This window comes from Streptomyces sp. YGL11-2, from assembly GCF_050054615.1.
In the GTDB taxonomy this organism is placed as follows: Bacteria; Actinomycetota; Actinomycetes; order Streptomycetales; family Streptomycetaceae; genus Streptomyces.
Map to the genome: position 1 here is coordinate 370,441 of NZ_JBNHIN010000003.1, position 16,549 is coordinate 386,989.

Consider the following 16,549-nt stretch of genomic DNA (forward strand, 5'->3'; position numbering starts at 1 on the left):
CCGCCCGGGCGGTGAGCAGGACGTAGACGATGCCGGCGGCGGCCGCGGCGAGCACGAAGCTGATGTCGATCCCGCCGGTGAAGGACAGCAGCGGGCCCTTGTAGAAGGGCGTGTCCACGCCCATCAGGCCGACCGCGGAGCCGACTGCCCAGGCGACGGTGGCCTGGACGTTCCAGCCGGCCCGGAACCAGTAGATGCCGCCGACCGTGCCGCGGTTGTAGACCTGGAGGGAGTCCGCGTCGTAGGTGCCGCGGCAGCGCACGAAGCCGATGACGGTGATCACCGCCCACGGCGTGCCGATGGCGGTCATCAGCAGCACGAACGACGTCATGGCGTCCTGCGCGGCCCACAGGAAGTGGCCGGCGTAGACCAGCGCGGTGGAGATCGCGGCGACCACGTAGGTGGCCTGGGTGCGGGTGGCCTTCGGCAGGATCGCGTCCAGGTCGAGACCCATGCTGTAGAGCATCAGGCCGGAGTTGCCGACCGAGCCGGCGGAGGCGTTGAGCAGCAGCAGGGCCAGGTACCACAACGGTGCCCCGGCGACCAGCGGGCCGGCGTAGTCGCTGCCGCCCGCCCCGACCGCCAGGGCGCTGAAGGTGCCGAAGAGCTGCGGGACCAGCAGGCCGACCAGCAGACCGCAGTAGGTGGCCGCGAAGACCTTCCTGGAGCTGTGCCGGCGCGGGGAGATGTAGCGGCTGTAGTCGCCGAGCAGGGTGATGAAGGCGATCGGGCCGCTGAGGCCGGCGGACACCGCGGCCAGCAACCAGGTCTGCCAGAAGCCGCCGAGCGCGTACGAGGTGCCGGGGACCGGGCCGGTGTGGAAGGTGGGCAGGTAGGCGAGCACGCCGACCGCGAGCAGGACGGTCAGCCCGACGGACAGCACCTTGCTCATCCGGAGCAGCACCCGGTAGCCGTAGACCGCGCCCACCGCGGTGGCGCCGGCCAGGAGTGCGTAGACCACCGCGTAGGCGGTGCCGTCGCCCGGCAGGCCGATGAGGCGGTGCAGGCAGCCGACCATCGCGTCACCGCCCACCCACAGGGTCAGCGCCGTGTAGCCGAGCGAGAGCAGCAGGCCGATCACCGAGCCGATGAGCCGGCCGCGGACGCCGAAGAACGCGCCGCTGCTGGTGGAGAGGTTGGTCGCGCTGCGCAGCGAGACCAGCGCGAGCGGGGCGGTCAGGACGGCGCCGAGGACGGTGCCGGCCGTGAGGGAGGTGACCGAGCCCCAGAACCCGAGGCCGAAGGAGACCGGTAGCCAGCCGAAGATCACCACGCCCAGGGCCAGGTTCGACCCGAGAAGGATCGAGATGAGGTCGCGAGGAGTGCTGGTGCGCTCCTCGTCCGGGATGGTGTCGACTCCGCGTTGTTCGATCGGCATGAGGGCTCCCCTGAGAGGCCGGAACAGATGGTGAGCGGTGCTGTGCGCGGTGCTCCGTGTGGTGGACGGTGCTCCGGAGCGGTGCCCCGGAGCGGCGCTCGCTGCTGCGAGATTATTTGAACGACGCTCTAGAAACGATCAATTCACGCCATGGACTAGAGCGACGCTCAATATGAGTCATGCGTCTGGCCTAGGTCAATGGTTTCGGAATGATGAATTCCGAGTTAGAGTGTTGCTCAATTCGAGCGGGAGGATGGGACCGGATGCGGCTGACCCCCACAGAACGCGACCGGCTGCTGCTGTTCGGCGCGGCCGAGCTGGCCCGGGCCCGCCGGGCCCGCGGACTGAAGCTGAACGTGCCCGAGGCGACCGCGTTGATCGCGGACACAGTCTGCGAGGCGGCGCGGGACGGGCGCCGCCTCGCGCAGGCCATCGAGGCGGCGCGCGGCGTGCTCGGCCCGGACGACGTCCTGCCGGGCGTCGCCGACGTCGTCACCGAGGTGCACGTCGAGGCCGTCTTCGACGACGGCTCCCGGCTCGCGGTGGTCGGCGACCCGATCGGCGCCGCGGCCGGCCCCGCTGCCGGCGGTGCGGACGCGCCGCCCGCGCCCGGCGCGGTGCTCCCCGGCCCGGCCGATCCGGAGCCCGAGCCCGCGGTGCTGCTCGCGGTCCGCAACACCGCGTCGGTGCCGATCAGCGTCACCTCGCACTTCCACTTCTTCGAGGCCAACCCCCGGCTGGAGTTCGACCGCGCCGCCGCGTACGGCATGCGGCTGTGCGTCCCGGCGGGCTCGTCGGTGCGGTTCGACCCCGGGGGCGGCTCGACGGTCGGCCTGGTGCCGATCGGCGGCGACCGGATCGCGATCGGCTTCGCCGGTCTGGTCGACGGCCCGCTCGACGCGCCGGGAGCCAAGGCCGAAGCGCTGCGGCGGGCCGCCGCCTGCGGCTACCTGGGAGCGGAGGAGCGCGCATGACCATCGATCCCCATGAGTACGCGTCGGTCCACGGCCCACGGGCCGGCGACCGGGTCGTCCTCGGCGACTCCGGACTGGTCGTCCGGGTCGAGTCCGACGCCCAGAAGCCCGGGGACGAGTTCCTCGCCGGCTTCGGCAAGACCGCCCGCGACGGGCTGCACCTCAAGGCCGCCGCGGTCCGCGAGACCTGCGACGTGGTGATCAGCAACGTCCTGGTCATCGATGCGGTCCAGGGCATCCGCAAGATGTCCGTCGGCATCCGCGAGGGCCGGATCCACGCCATCGGGCGGGCCGGCAACCCGGACACCCTCGACGGCGTCGACGTCGTCGTCGGCACGGGCACGTCCATCGTCTCCGGCGAGGGCCTGATCGCCACCGCCGGCGCCGTGGACACCCATGTCCACCTGCTCTCCCCGCGCGTGATGGAAGCCTCGCTGGCCTCCGGCGTGACCACGATCATCGGCCAGGAATTCGGGCCGGTCTGGGGCGTCGGCGTCAACTCCCCCTGGGCACTGGGCCACGCCTTCGGCGCCTTCGACGCCTGGCCGGTCAACATCGGCTTCCTGGGCCGCGGTTCGTCCTCCGGGGACGCCCCGCTGGTCGAGGCGCTCGCCGAGGGCGGCGCCTGCGGCTTCAAGGTCCACGAGGACATGGGCGCGCACGCCCGCGCCCTGGACACCGCGCTGCGGGTCGCCGAGGACCACGACGTCCAGGTCGCGCTGCACAGCGACGGCCTCAACGAATGCCTCACCGTCGAGGACACCCTCCGCGTCCTGGACGGCCGCACCATCCACGCCTTCCACATCGAGGGCTGCGGCGGCGGGCACGTCCCCAACGTCCTGAAGATGGCCGGCGTCCCCAACGTCATCGGCTCCTCGACCAACCCCACCCTCCCCTTCGGGCGGGACGCGGTCGCCGAGCACTACGGCATGATCGTCTCGGTCCACGACCTCAAGACCGACCTGCCGGGCGACGCCGCCATGGCCCGCGACCGCATCCGGGCCGGCACGATGGGCGCCGAGGACGTCCTGCACGACCTCGGGGCGATCGGCATCACCTCGTCCGACGCCCAGGGCATGGGCCGGGCCGGCGAGACGGTCCGGCGCACCTTCGCGATGGCCGGCAAGATGAAGGCCGAACTGGGCCCGCTGGAAGGCGACGGTCCGCACGACGACAACGCGCGCGTACTGCGCTACGTCGCCAAGCTCACCATCAACCCCGCCATCGCGCACGGCCTTTCGCACGAGATCGGGTCGATCGAGGTCGGCAAGATGGCCGACATCGTGCTCTGGAAGCCGCAGTTCTTCGGCGCCAAGCCGCAACTGGTGCTCAAGTCCGGCTTCCCCGCCTACGGCGTCACCGGCGACCCCAACGCCGCCACCGACACCTGCGAACCCCTCGTCCTCGGCCCGCAGTTCGGGGCCCACGGCGCGACCCCGGCGGAGATCTCCGTCGCCTTCGTCGCGCGCGCCGCGGCCGAAGCGGGCGGCGACGGCATGCCCACCCGCCGCCGCCGGGTCGCCGTCCGCGGAACCCGCGGAATCGGCCCCGGCAACCTGATCCACAACTCCCGTGTCGGACAGGTGCAGGTCGACGGGCGCAGCGGACTGGTCACCCTCGACGGCGACCCGATGCGCTCCGAACCGGCCGACACGGTCTCCCTCTCCAGGCTCTACTTCCTCTGACGCCCGGAAACCGCACCGCCGTGTCCCGGCAGCGGCGCCCCCTCGTCGCGCCGCTGCCGCCGGTACGCACCGCCCCGCCCGCACCGACGCTCCCCCGAACCGTGAGGACCCCGTATGCACACCCCCGCCGCCGACGGCTTCCGCATGCCCCCCGAATGGGCACCGCACGAGCGCACCTGGATGGCCTGGCCCGGCCCCAACTTCACCTTCGGCGCGGAGGGCGGCGAGGCGCTCGCCGAGGCCCGCACCGCCTGGGCCGCGGTCGCCCGCGCGGTCCGGCGGTACGAGCCGGTCACCGTGGTGGCCGGCCCCGGCCAGCTGGCGGGCGCCCGCGCCCTCCTCGGCGAGGACGTCGACCTGGTCGAGCGCCCCCTCGACGACGCCTGGATGCGCGACATCGGCCCCACCTTCCTCACCGACGACCAAGGCCAACTGGCCGCCGTGGACTGGGTGTTCAACGGCTGGGGCGCCCAGGAATGGGCCGCCTGGGACCGCGACGCGAAGATCGCCGAGCAGGTCGCCGGGCTCGCCGGGGCCCGCCACTACACCACCTCGCTGGTCAACGAGGGCGGCGGCATCCACGTCGACGGCGAGGGCACCGTGCTGCTCACCGAGACCGTGCAGCTCGACCCGGGCCGCAACCCCGGCCGCACCAAGGAGGAGGTCGAGGCCGAGATCCACGCCCACCTCGGCACCACCAAGGCGATCTGGCTGCCCCGCGGCCTGTACGCCGACTACGGGCAGTTCGGCACCCGCGGCCACGTGGACATCGTCGCCGCCTTCGCCCGCCCCGGCGTGGTGATGGTCCACACCCAGCCGAACCCCGACCACCCCGACCACGCGATCTGCAACGAGATCGCCAAACTGCTGCGCGCCTCGACGGACGCCACCGGCCGCCCGCTGGAGGTCGTCGAGATCCCGGCCCCCACCGTCATCGAGGAGGACGGCGAGCCGGTCGACTACTCCTACATCAACCACCTGCAGTGCAACGGCGGCATCGTGCTGTGCGCCTTCGACGACCCGCGCGACGAGGAGGCCGCCGCGCTCTTCCGCCGGCTCTTCCCCGGGCGCACCGTCACCCTCGTCGACGCCCGTACGATCTTCGCAGCGGGTGGCGGCATCCACTGCATCACCCAGCAGCAGCCGAAGGTCTGACGCACCCCTGACGGACCAGCCCGTCCCAGCCCGTCCCGACCCCGGAGGTCACCGTGCCCGGTCCCGAACGCCGCCCCCGGCGGCGCCTGAACCAGCCGCGCGAGCAGGTCCTGGCCGCGGCGATGGCCACCATCGCCGCCGAGGGGCTGGACCGGCTGACCATGGCCGGACTGGGCCGCGAGGTCGGGATGAGCAGCGGCCACATCCTCTACTACTTCGGCACGAAGGACGAGCTGCTGCTCCAGACCCTCCAGTGGAGCGAGGAGCAGCTCGGCGCCGAACGCCGGGCCGCCCTCTCCCGCCGCGTCCCGGCCCGCGAGCGACTGGACGCGCTGGTCGACCTCTACCTCCCCGAAGGCCATCGCGACCCGCGCTGGACACTGTGGCTGGAGGTCTGGGTCCGCTCCCAGAACGCCGACGACGAGACCCGCGAACGCCAGCTGGACCTGGAGCTGGCCTGGCACCGCGATCTGGTGGCCCTGCTGGTCGAGGGCGTCTCGAAGGGCGAGTTCCGCCCGGTCGACGCGGAGCGCTTCGCGACCCGCACCCGGGCCCTCCTCGACGGCTTCGGCACCCATCTCGTCGTCGGCCTGCCCGGGACGACCCGCGAGCAGGTGGACCGCGCGATACGCGAGTTCCTCGACGAGTCGCTCACCGTCCCGCAGGACTGACCGCCGCCGGACCGGCCCACGGCCCACGGCTCACGGCCCACCGCGCCCGTGACCGCAACGCACGCAAGTACGCGTGATCGTTGCACACCCGGCTCTTGCCGACGCGGCCCGCTCTCCGCGACCGTGAGCGGCTATGGGACAAGCGCAATGGAAGAAGATCTGGGTAGGCTCGGCCGGCAACATGGTCGAGTGGTTCGACTGGTTCGTCTACGCGAGCTTCGCCGTCTACTTCGCCGATTCGTTCTTCCCGAAGGGGAACGACACCGCGAACCTCATGAACACCATGGGGATCTTCGCCGTCGGCTTCTTCATGCGCCCGGTCGGCGGCTGGGTGCTCGGCCGGGTCGGCGACCGCCGGGGCCGCAAGGCCGCACTCACCCTGACCGTCACCCTGATGTCGGCCGCGGCCATCCTCATCGCCGTCGCGCCCACCTACGCCGCGGCCGGCTACGGCGGCGTCGCGGTGCTGCTGCTCGCCCGGATGCTCCAGGGGCTGTCGGTCGGCGGCGAGTACGCGGCCAGCGCCACCTACCTCACCGAGGCGTCCGCGCCCGGCAGCCGCGGCTTCGCCTCCAGCTTCCAGTACGTGTCGATGACCGCCGGCCAGCTGCTGGGCCTGGGGCTCCAGATCGTGCTCCAGCGCACCCTGTCCGACGCCGCGCTGCACAGCTGGGCCTGGCGGATCCCCTTCATCGTCGGCGCGCTGGGCGCCGCCATCGTCTTCTGGCTGCGCCGCAGCATGCTGGAGACCGAGGTCTACGCCGAGGACGACGGCGCCCGGTCCGACCCGGACCGCGGCACCCTGAAGGCGCTGTGGGCCCACAAGCGCGAGGCGTTCCTGGTCATCGCGCTGACCATGGGCGGCACCGTGGCGTACTACACGTACACCACCTACCTCACCAAGTACCTCTCGGGCAGCGCCGGGATGTCCAAGCCGACCGCCTCCCTGGTCAGCTTCTGCGCGCTGTTCCTCTTCATGTGCCTCCAGCCGCTGGCCGGCCGGCTGTCGGACCGGATCGGCCGCCGCCCGCTGCTGATCACCTTCGCGATCGGCTCGACCTTCCTGACCGTGCCGATCATGACGCTGCTCCGGCACGCCGGCTCCTTCTGGCCGGCCCTCGGCCTCTCGATGCTGGCCCTGGTCGTGGTCACCGGATACACCTCCATCAACGCCTGCGTGAAGGCCGAGCTGTTCCCGACCGGCATCCGCGCGCTGGGCGTCGCCCTGCCGTACGCCATCGCCAACGCACTGTTCGGCGGCACCGCGGAGTACGTCGCCCTGTGGTTCAAGAACGGCGGTATCGAGTCCGGCTACTACTGGTACGTCTCCGGCTGCGCCGCGGTCTCGCTGGTGGTCTACCTGACGATGCGGGAGACCCGGACCATCGATCTGCACCGGGTCGGCACGGCGGCCGGCGACGACTCCGGGACACGCGTGCTCGCATCCTGAGACGCCCGGCGGCGCGGGGGCGGTGGTGTGCCAGACTGCCCCCGTGCTCTCGTTCGCCATGATTATTGGCAGCAGGCGCGCCGGTCCGCAGTGACCGCCCCGTAGGAACCGGCTACGGCGCGGACACCGTCGTCCCAGACCCGCGCGCAGACCTCTCGCACCCGCGAGGGGTTTTTTCGTTTCCGGCCCACCTGCCGCCGGACGCGAAGCGCGAGGGATCATGGAGGGACGGTGGAACCGGTTATTCCGGTAGACCGAGATCCCCGACAGGAGCCAGACCAGCATGACGGACGCACGCGAACCCGCCCCCTCGGCCGACGTCCTCCCCGCCGGCGCGGTGCCCGACGACTTCCACGTCTTCGACACCACCCTGCGCGACGGCGCCCAGCGCGAGGGCATCAACCTGACCGTCGCCGACAAGCTGACCATCGCCCGCCACCTGGACGACTTCGGCGTCGGCTTCATCGAGGGCGGCTGGCCCGGCGCCAACCCGCGGGACACCGAGTTCTTCCAGCGCGCCCGCGAGGAGATCACGTTCCGGCACGCGCAGCTCGTCGCGTTCGGCGCCACCCGCAAGGCGGGCGTCCGCGTCGAGGACGATCCGCAGGTCGCCGCCCTGCTGGCATCGCAGGCACCGGTCATCACGCTGGTCGCCAAGTCCCACCTCGGCCATGTCGAACTGGCGCTGCGCACCACGCCGGAGGAGAACCTCGCGATGGTCCGGGACACCGTCGCGTACCTGGTGGCCCAGGGCCGCCGGGTCTTCCTCGACTGCGAGCACTTCTTCGAGGGCTACGCCCTGGACGCGGCCTACGCGAAGCAGGTCGTGCGCACCGCGAGCGAGGCCGGCGCCGACGTCGTGGTGCTCTGCGACACCAACGGCGGGATGCTCCCGGCGCAGGTGACCGCCGTGGTCCGGACCGTCCTCGCGGACACCGGCGCGCGGCTGGGCATCCACGCCCAGGACGACACCGGCTGCGCGGTCGCCAACACCCTGGCCGCGGTGGACGCCGGCGCCACCCACGTCCAGTGCACCGCCAACGGCTACGGCGAACGGGTCGGCAACTCCAACCTCTTCCCGGTCGTCGCCGCCCTGGAGCTGAAATACGGGCGCCGGGTCCTGCCCGAGGGCAAGCTCGCCGAGACCACCCGGATCTCGCACGCCATCGCCGAGGTCGTCAACCTGACGCCCTCCACCCACCAGCCCTACGTCGGCGTCTCCGCGTTCGCCCACAAGGCCGGGCTGCACGCCTCCGCGATCAAGGTCGACCCGGACCTCTACCAGCACATCGACCCGGCGCTGGTCGGCAACACCATGCGGATGCTGGTCTCCGACATGGCCGGGCGCGCCTCGATCGAGCTCAAGGGCAAGGAGCTGGGCATCGACCTGGGCGGCGACCGCGAGCTGGTCGGCCGGGTGGTCGACCGGGTCAAGGCGCGGGAGCTGGCGGGCTACACGTACGAGGCCGCGGACGCCAGCTTCGAACTGCTGCTGCGCGCGGAGGTGGACGGCAGGCCGCTGCGCTACTTCACCGTCGAGTCCTGGCGCGCCATCGTCGAGGACCGCCCGGACGGCACGCACGCCAACGAGGCGACCGTGAAGCTGTGGGCGAAGGGCGAGCGGATCGTCGCCACCGCCGAGGGCAACGGCCCGGTCAACGCGCTGGACCGGGCGCTGCGGGTGGGCCTGGAGCGGATCTACCCGGAGCTGGCCACGATGGAGCTGGTGGACTACAAGGTCCGCATCCTGGAGGGCGCGCTCGGCACCGGCTCGATCACCCGGGTCCTGGTCTCCACCAGCGACGGCCGCGGCGAGTGGTCGACGGTCGGCGTCGCGGAGAACGTCATCGCGGCGTCCTGGCAGGCGCTGGACGACGCCTACGCGTACGGGCTGCTGCGGGCCGGGGTCGAGCCGCAGGAGTGAGTGCCCGTGGCGGGTACGGGCGCCACGGTTATCCACAGGCACCGGCGGCGGCCGGTGCGGAGCGTTACCTTCACCGCATGCGTGGTGGAGGCGGGGGAGGGGCCTCGCCACGGGGGTGGGGCGGGGTGGGTGGGCCCCTCCTTGGCCGGGGTGGGGGTCTGCGGGGTGGGGGTCTCCAGGTTGGGGAGAGGGAGGGGCCCTGCCAGGAAGGCGGCGGAGGCCGCCCGCTCTCCACCGCGGACCTCAGCCCTTCCTGACCGCCGAGATGTCGAAGGTCAGCTTGACCTTGTCGCTGACCATGACGCCGCCGGTCTCCAGGGCGGCGTTCCAGGTCAGGCCCCACTCGGAGCGGAGGATCTCGGCGCTGCCCTCGAAGCCGACGCGCTGGGCACCGTAGACGTCGGTGGCCGCGCCGTTGAACTCCAGGTCGATGGCGAGCGGGCGGGTGACGTCCTTGATCGTCAGATCGCCGGTGACGCGGTACGTCTCGCTGTCGAGCTGGTCGACCGCGCTGGAGCGGAAGGTCATGAGGGGGAACTGCTCGGCGTCGAAGAAGTCGGGGCTCTTGAGGTGGCCGTCGCGGTCGGTGATGCCGGTGTCGATGCTGGCGATCTGGACGTCGATGTTCGCGGTGGACGCGGCCGGGTTGCCGCCGTCCAGCTTCAGCAGGCCCTCGTGTTCGCCGAAGGTGCCGCGGACGTTGGTGACCATGGCGTGCCGGACGACGAAGCCGATGCTGCTGTGGGCCGGGTCGATGGTGTAGTCGCCGGTCAGCTCGGCGAGCGCGGGAGCCGCCTCCAGAACGGCGGCACCTGCGGCGGCCGGGGCGTCGGGGGTGGCGGTGCGCTTGCGGTGGAACAGAGCCATGGCTCCTCCTCGGGGACGGTGTGCAGGCAGGGGGCGCATGCAGCAATATTGTTTAACCTTCAACGAGATTTACCGTAGCGGCATCTGGTTCAAGTTTCAACCTCTTCTCCCCGGACTTCCCCCGGACGGGTGCGGATGCCGGCTTCCGGCGCGGCCATTGCCGCCCCGCGGGCCACCGTGCTAGACCATCGGGAACTCCCAAGTGCGCAGCGCCACAGTCCGGTTGACGCCGTGGAGAGGACCGACCGTGCCGCCCGAACCCGCCCTGCCCGTCTGGTCGCGCCGAGGATTCCTCGCCACCTCCACCGCGAGCGCACTGGCCCTCGCGCTCGGCCCGGACGCGCCGGCCGCCGCCCGCACCGCCGCCCCGGACCGGGCGGCCGACGGCGCCGATGCGTACGCCCTCCTCCGCCGCCGCTGGTGCGTGCTCGCCCTCGGCACCGGATACGACCCCGGCGCGGCCCCCTACGCCGCTGCCCTCCAGGAGACCGGCGAGATCGCCGCCGGCTTCCGGTCCCGGATGCGGCCGGCAGCCGACTCCCTCTGGCCGGACTGCCCCTACGACCCGCCCGCCGGCATCACCCAGAGCTACGGCCGACTCGCCACGATGGCCCTGGCCTACGCCCAGCCCGGCACCGGCCACACCAAAGACCCGGCCCTCGCCGCCGACATCGTCACCGGTCTCGACCACCTCGACCGCACCGTCTACCACCCCGCCACCACCCGCTACGGCAACTGGTGGGAGTGGCAGATCGGCAGCCCCCGGCTCCTGCTGGACACCCTCGCGATCCTCGACGAACGCCGGCCCGGCGGGGCCGGCGACGCCCTGCGCGCCCGCTGCCTGGCCGCCGTCGACCACTTCGTCCCGGACAGCATGCTGGGCGCCTACACCGGCACCAGCACCGGCGCCAACCGCGTCGACCTGTGCCGGGTGGTGGCTCTGCGTGGCGTCCTCGGCCGCGCCCCCGCCAAGATCGCGCTGGCCCGGGACGCCCTCTCGCCGGTCTTCCCGTACGTCACCAAGGGCGACGGGCTCTACGCCGACGGGTCGTTCATCCAGCACAGCTGGGTCGCCTACTCCGGCACCTACGGCGCCGTCCTGCTCGACGGCCTGGGCCGGCTGTTCACCCTGCTGCGCGGCTCCCCCTGGGAGGTCACCGACCCGCACCGGCAGGTCATCTTCGACAGCGTCGAGCACGCCTACGCGCCGCTGCTCCACAACGGCCTGATGATGGACAGCGTCAACGGGCGTGCCGTCAGCCGCGGTTACCTGCGCAGCGACGAGCGGCACATCCTGCGCAGCGACCACTTCCACGGCCATGCGCTGATCGCCGCCATCGCCCTGCTCGGCGAGGGCGCGAGCGCCGCCGAACGCGACCGCTGGCACGCCATGATCAAGGGCTGGACCGCCCGCGACCGTACGCTGCCGGTGCTCACCGACCGGCAGTACGCCGTCGCCGACCTCGCCCGCCTGGGCCGGATCGCGGCGAGCGCGGTGCCCGCCGCCCCGGAACCCGTCGGCCACCGGCTGTTCCCCGCCATGGACCGCGCCGTGCACCGCCGCCCCGGCTGGGCCGCCGGACTCGCCATGGCCTCCGACCGCATCACCTACTACGAGAACGGCAACGGCGAGAACCGGCACGGCTGGCACAGCGGCGCCGGAATGCTCTACTGGTGGCGCGCGGACCGCGGCGGCGACCAGTACACCGACGCCTACTGGCCCACCGTCGACCCCTACCGGCTCCCCGGCACCACCGTCTCCGCCAAGCGGCTCGCCGACAACGAGGGCGGCGGCTGGGGCGAGCCCAAGCCCGCCGCCCGCTGGGTCGGCGGCACCACGGACGGCGAGTTCGCCGCCATCGGCCAGGACCTGCGCGGACTCGCCTCCACCCTCACCGCGAAGAAATCCTGGTTCGCCCTCGCGGACTGCGTGGTCTGTCTGGGCGCCGGGATCACCTCCCGCGACGGCGTACCGGCCGAGACCGTCGTCGACAACCGCGCCCTGGGGGAGTCGGGCACCGCTTCGCTCACCGTCGACGGGGTGCGCCGGCCCGCCGCCCTCGGCCGCACCACCGCCTTCCGGCGCGCCCACTGGGCCCACCTCGCCGGGCACGGCGGCTGGGTCTTTCCCGGATCCCCCGGCGGAGCCCCGCTGTGCGTCCGGCGCGAGGATCGGACCGGCGCCTGGCACGACATCAACAGCACCTCCGCCACCGAGTCGTACACCCGCCGCTATCTCACCCTCTGGCACGACCACGGCACCGACCCCACCGACGCCGGCTACGCCTACCTGCTCATGCCGGGCGCCACCGAGCGCGCCCTCGCCGCCCGCGCCGCCGACCGGCGCTGGCTGACCCTGCTCGCCAACGACGCGGGCCGGCAGGCCGTCGCCGTCGACTCGCTCGGCCTAACCGCGGCCAATTTCTGGCGGGCGGGCCGCGCCGGGCCGCTGGCGAGCAGCGGGCCGGCGAGCGTGCTGGTCCGCGAGCGGGGGCGCGGCACCCGGTCCGGGCGGACCGCCGTGGTGTGCGCCGCGGCCCCCGAGCGCACCGGGGAAACCCTGGAGATCACCTGGTCCCGGCCGGTGCGCGCGGTGCTCCGCCACGACCCGTCCATCGAGGTGCTGACCGCCGGCGACACCCTGCGGCTGCGCCTCACCCCGGGCACCGCCTGTACCACACACACCTGCGAGGTGCGGCTCGGCTGACCCGGTCCGGGCGCCGTTTCCTACCGTTGGTCGGCACAACATCACCCGGTCGGCGTTTGTCGGCACCGTACAGACGCTGGACACCGCGTCCACCCGGCGACAGGCCGGTGGCCGCGCCTCGTGCAGCGTGGTTCTGTATTGCCTGCCCACCAAATGGCACCCGACGTTGTACGAAACCGACATCGGTGTGCGGGGCCTCGCCCACGTACCGTCGATACATGACCACTGTCGAAGATGTGCCCGCCGGTGCCAACGACGCCCGCGGGCGCGTCGCCGAACTGCACGCGATCCGCGAGCAGGTCCGGCGAGGCCCCAGCGAGCGAGCCACCGAAGCGCAGCGTGCCAAGGGCAAGCTGACGGCCCGCGAGCGGATCGAGCTGCTGCTGGACGAGGGTTCCTTCAACGAGGTCGAACCCCTCCGCCGCCACCGTGCCACCGGCTTCGGCCTGGAGGCGAAGAAGCCGTACACGGACGGTGTGATCACCGGTTGGGGTACGGTCCACGGCCGTACCGTCTTCGTCTACGCGCACGACTTCCGGATCTTCGGCGGTGCGCTGGGCGAGGCGCATGCCACCAAGATCCACAAGATCATGGACATGGCGATCCAGGCGGGTGCCCCGCTGGTGTCGCTGAACGACGGCGCCGGCGCCCGTATCCAGGAGGGCGTCTCGGCGCTCGCCGGCTACGGCGGCATCTTCCAGCGCAACACCAAGGCGTCCGGCGTCATCCCGCAGATCAGCGTGATGCTCGGCCCGTGCGCGGGCGGCGCGGCGTACTCGCCCGCGCTGACCGACTTCGTGTTCATGGTCCGCGACACCTCGCAGATGTTCATCACCGGCCCGGACGTGGTCCGTGCGGTCACCGGCGAGGAGATCACCCAGAACGGCCTGGGCGGCGCGGACGTGCACGCCGAGACGTCCGGTGTGTGCCACTTCGCCTACGACGACGAGGCCAGCTGCCTCGAAGAGGTCCGCTACCTGCTGTCGCTGCTGCCGGCCAACAACCGGGAGAACCCGCCGACGGTGGCCTGCGAGGACCCCGCCGACCGCAGCGGCGACGCGCTGCTGGACCTCGTCCCGGCGGACGGCAACCGGCCGTACGACATGCGCAAGGTCATCGAGGAGATCGTCGACGACGGCGAGTTCCTGGAGGTCCACGAGCGCTGGGCCACCAACATCATCTGCGCGCTGACCCGCCTGGACGGCCGGGTGGTCGGCATGATTGCGAACCAGCCGCAGTCGCTGGCCGGTGTGCTGGACATCGAGGCGTCCGAGAAGGCCGCCCGCTTCGTCCAGATGTGCGACGCCTTCAACATTCCGCTCGTCACGCTGCTGGACGTGCCCGGCTTCCTGCCCGGTGTCGACCAGGAGCACGGCGGCATCATCCGCCACGGTGCCAAGCTGCTGTACGCCTACTGCAACGCGACCGTGCCGCGCATCTCCATCATCCTGCGCAAGGCGTACGGCGGCGCCTACATCGTCATGGACTCCCAGACCATCGGCGCGGACCTGACCTACGCCTGGCCGACCAACGAGATCGCGGTGATGGGTGCCGAGGGCGCCGCCAACGTCATCTTCCGCAAGCAGATCGCCGAGGCCGACGACCCCGAGGCCATGCGCACCCGCATGGTCAAGGAGTACAAGTCCGAGCTGATGCACCCGTATTACGCGGCCGAGCGCGGCCTGGTCGACGACGTCATCGACCCCGCCGACACCCGCCAGGTGCTGATCCGCGCGCTCGACATGCTGCGCACCAAGCACGCGGACCTGCCCGCCCGTAAGCACGGCAACCCGCCCCAGTAGCCCCGTACTTCACCGTACTTCACCCCTTCGACTTCGACGGAGAATCGAGACCGCCGTGAACCCTGCCCCGGGCACCGCCGCCCCCATCCGTGTCGAGAAGGGCCAGGCCAGCGAGGAAGAACTCGCCGCCCTGACCGCCGTTCTGCTGGCCCGCGCCGCCCACCGGCCGCAGGCCCCGGCCCGGCCGCGCGCCACGGCCGCCCGCTGGCGCCGGCTGGAGCGGCAGACCGGCTTCCACGGAGCGACCAGCTGGCAGCGCTGAACCGCGCGCCACACGCCGGTACGAGGGGCCCCGCATCGCAGCGGGGCCCCTCGGCCGTTTCCCGGGACCGGTCCGGAGGCGGCCGGATCAAGGCGTAGGTTCACCCCAATCCCGGGGAGCAGAGCTGTTCAAGCGGAGATCCCCGTGCTGGCATGCGCTCGTCATCCGCTCCTGGTGTGCCCGCCCCGCGGGGCCAGGACGACCGGAAGGAAGAGCCCATGCTCAGCACGCTCGGTACCGGAGCCGCGGCGGCGGCCCTGCTCCTCGGATCGGCACTCCCCACCTCATCGCCCCGGTGGGGCGACGACCCGCCGGCCGGCAAGATCGTCATAGACGTCGCCACGGTCAACGGTTCGGGCTGCAGACCCGGCAGCGCCGCCGTGGCCGTCGCCCCCGACAACACCGCCTTCACCGTCACCTACAGCGAATACCTCGCCCAGGCCGGCGGCGGCAGCAAGCCGACCGACGCCCGCAAGAACTGCCAGATCGCCCTCAACGTCCATGTCCCGCAGGGGTTCACCTACGCCGTCGCGCGGGCCGACTACCGCGGATACGCCTCGCTCGCGCCGGGCGCCAAGGGCCTGGAGCAGGCGAACTACTACTTCCAGGGCGACCCGCAGACGGCCCGCGCGACCCACACCTTCAGCGGCCCCTACGGGACCGACTGGCAGACCTCGGACCAGACCGACGTCGACCAGCTGGTCTACGCGCCCTGCGGCGAGGAGCGCTACTTCAACATCAACACCGAGCTGAGGGTGGACGGTTCGCAGGCCGACCCGAAGGCCACCAGCTACATGGCCATGGACTCCACCGACGGCAGCATCAACACCCTCTACCACTTCGCCTGGAAGCAGTGCCCCGCCACCGGGTGACGGGGATCCGGGACGTTCCGAACGGCTGACACCGGGGTCCGCACGCGCGCGCGTGCGGACCCCGCGCCGTGCCTGCTCGGCCGCGGACCGCTGCGACCCGCGGTCCGCCGGTGCCGCGCCGTTCGCGGACGCCCCGGACGTCGCCCGGCGGGCCGCCGGCACCGCCCGCCTCACTCCGGCCCGTGGGTGCGCGGCCCGGGCGGGGGCGCTCGGCCACGGTCACCCGGACGCCGGGGCGGTCTCGCTCGCGCCGCTCCGCACGGCCCTGGGCGGCACGCCGGGCTGNGACGCCCCGGACGTCGCCCGGCGGGCCGCCGGCACCGCCCGCCTCACTCCGGCCCGTGGGTGCGCGGCCCGGGCGGGGGCGCTCGGCCACGGTCACCCGGACGCCGGGGCGGTCTCGCTCGCGCCGCTCCGCACGGCCCTGGGCGGCACGCCGGGCTGAGCCCCCGCCACGCCCCCGGGCACGACGAAGGCCCCCGCATCCGGCAGGTGTGCGGGGGCCTTTCGTCGTACGGCGGGTACGCCGGGCACGGGGGGTGCGGCGCGAGCGGTGCCGTAGGGCCGGGTCAGCGCAGGCGGGCCATGAGGGCGTGCTCCACGAGCGTGATGAGCGCGCTCTTGGCCTCGGCGCGGTGCCGGGCGTCGGTGATGATGATCGGCGCGTCCGGGCCGATCTGCAGCGCCTCACGCACCTCGTCCGGTGTGTAGGGCTGGTGTCCGTCGAAGCCGTTGAGGGCGATGACGAACGGCAGGCCGCTGTTCTCGAAGTAGTCCACGGCGGGGAAGCAGTCCGCGAGGC

The 16,549-nt window shown here is 72.4% G+C and carries 12 protein-coding genes and 1 pseudogene; 10 read left to right on the forward strand and 3 right to left on the reverse strand.

Annotation, left to right across the window (positions count from 1 at the left end):
- Nucleotides 1-1,378 (reverse strand): cytosine permease (locus tag ACO1BR_RS06240; RefSeq protein WP_426793984.1); only part of this gene is annotated, 1,378 nt, incomplete at its 3' end.
- Between the two features lie 263 nt (nt 1,379-1,641).
- Here ACO1BR_RS06240 and ureA point away from each other — a divergent pair.
- The 6 genes from ureA to cimA all read left to right on the forward strand — a co-directional run bounded on the left by ureA (nt 1,642) and on the right by cimA (nt 9,237).
- Complete coding sequence (ureA, locus tag ACO1BR_RS06245; protein ID WP_426793985.1) at nt 1,642-2,352, forward strand: urease subunit gamma; 711 nt, start codon at nt 1,642-1,644, stop codon at nt 2,350-2,352.
- The gene (locus tag ACO1BR_RS06250) at nt 2,349-4,037 is read left to right on the forward strand and encodes an urease subunit alpha (RefSeq protein ID WP_426793986.1); all 1,689 of its coding nucleotides are present in this window, start codon (nt 2,349-2,351) and stop codon (nt 4,035-4,037) included. The genes ureA and ACO1BR_RS06250 overlap by 4 nt, the downstream gene beginning before the upstream one ends.
- A gap of 114 nt (nt 4,038-4,151) precedes the next feature.
- On the forward strand, nt 4,152-5,192 hold the full coding sequence (locus ACO1BR_RS06255) for an agmatine deiminase family protein (RefSeq protein WP_426793987.1): 1,041 nt from the start codon (nt 4,152-4,154) through the stop codon (nt 5,190-5,192).
- A gap of 53 nt (nt 5,193-5,245) precedes the next feature.
- The gene (locus ACO1BR_RS06260; RefSeq protein ID WP_159507920.1) at nt 5,246-5,863 is read left to right on the forward strand and encodes a TetR/AcrR family transcriptional regulator; all 618 of its coding nucleotides are present in this window, start codon (nt 5,246-5,248) and stop codon (nt 5,861-5,863) included.
- Nucleotides 5,864-5,996: 133 nt separating this feature from the next.
- Entirely contained in the window at nt 5,997-7,313 is a 1,317-nt protein-coding gene (locus tag ACO1BR_RS06265) for an MFS transporter (RefSeq protein WP_426793988.1), read from the forward strand.
- A gap of 283 nt (nt 7,314-7,596) precedes the next feature.
- Nucleotides 7,597-9,237, forward strand: coding sequence for a citramalate synthase (cimA, locus tag ACO1BR_RS06270; protein WP_426793989.1), 1,641 nt, complete (start codon nt 7,597-7,599; stop codon nt 9,235-9,237).
- A gap of 243 nt (nt 9,238-9,480) precedes the next feature.
- Here cimA and ACO1BR_RS06275 read toward each other — a convergent pair whose 3' ends face one another.
- Nucleotides 9,481-10,104: a YceI family protein gene (locus ACO1BR_RS06275; RefSeq protein ID WP_426793990.1), complete on the reverse strand. Its 624-nt coding sequence runs from the start codon at nt 10,102-10,104 to the stop codon at nt 9,481-9,483.
- Between the two features lie 247 nt (nt 10,105-10,351).
- On the opposite strand from ACO1BR_RS06275, the gene ACO1BR_RS06280 reads away from it, so the two are divergent.
- The 4 genes from ACO1BR_RS06280 (at nt 10,352) to ACO1BR_RS06295 (ending at nt 15,747) form a co-directional block, all read left to right on the forward strand.
- Complete coding sequence (locus ACO1BR_RS06280) at nt 10,352-12,811, forward strand: polysaccharide lyase 8 family protein (protein WP_426793991.1); 2,460 nt, start codon at nt 10,352-10,354, stop codon at nt 12,809-12,811.
- Nucleotides 12,812-13,029: 218 nt separating this feature from the next.
- Complete coding sequence (locus tag ACO1BR_RS06285; RefSeq protein ID WP_426793992.1) at nt 13,030-14,613, forward strand: acyl-CoA carboxylase subunit beta; 1,584 nt, start codon at nt 13,030-13,032, stop codon at nt 14,611-14,613.
- A gap of 55 nt (nt 14,614-14,668) precedes the next feature.
- The gene (locus tag ACO1BR_RS06290; RefSeq protein WP_426793993.1) at nt 14,669-14,875 is read left to right on the forward strand and encodes an acyl-CoA carboxylase epsilon subunit; all 207 of its coding nucleotides are present in this window, start codon (nt 14,669-14,671) and stop codon (nt 14,873-14,875) included.
- A gap of 218 nt (nt 14,876-15,093) precedes the next feature.
- A complete protein-coding gene (locus ACO1BR_RS06295; protein ID WP_426793994.1) occupies nt 15,094-15,747 on the forward strand; it encodes a DUF4360 domain-containing protein in 654 nt (217 codons plus the stop codon).
- A gap of 569 nt (nt 15,748-16,316) precedes the next feature.
- Here ACO1BR_RS06295 and ACO1BR_RS06300 read toward each other — a convergent pair.
- Nucleotides 16,317-16,549 (reverse strand): annotated as a pseudogene (locus ACO1BR_RS06300) (ATP-binding protein); the annotation flags it as partial.

What these genes read in the sequence shown, in the direction of transcription:
- ACO1BR_RS06250 (WP_426793986.1), top strand. Translation starts at nt 2,349, where the DNA reads ATGACCATCGATCCCCATGAGTACGCGTCGGTCCACGGCCCACGGGCC.
- ACO1BR_RS06275 (WP_426793990.1), bottom strand. Translation starts at nt 10,104, where the DNA reads ATGGCTCTGTTCCACCGCAAGCGCACCGCCACCCCCGACGCCCCGGCC.
- ACO1BR_RS06255 (WP_426793987.1), top strand. Translation starts at nt 4,152, where the DNA reads ATGCACACCCCCGCCGCCGACGGCTTCCGCATGCCCCCCGAATGGGCA.
- ACO1BR_RS06265 (WP_426793988.1), top strand. Translation starts at nt 5,997, where the DNA reads ATGGGACAAGCGCAATGGAAGAAGATCTGGGTAGGCTCGGCCGGCAAC.
- ureA (WP_426793985.1), top strand. Translation starts at nt 1,642, where the DNA reads ATGCGGCTGACCCCCACAGAACGCGACCGGCTGCTGCTGTTCGGCGCG.
- cimA (WP_426793989.1), top strand. Translation starts at nt 7,597, where the DNA reads ATGACGGACGCACGCGAACCCGCCCCCTCGGCCGACGTCCTCCCCGCC.
- ACO1BR_RS06285 (WP_426793992.1), top strand. Translation starts at nt 13,030, where the DNA reads ATGACCACTGTCGAAGATGTGCCCGCCGGTGCCAACGACGCCCGCGGG.
- ACO1BR_RS06295 (WP_426793994.1), top strand. Translation starts at nt 15,094, where the DNA reads ATGCTCAGCACGCTCGGTACCGGAGCCGCGGCGGCGGCCCTGCTCCTC.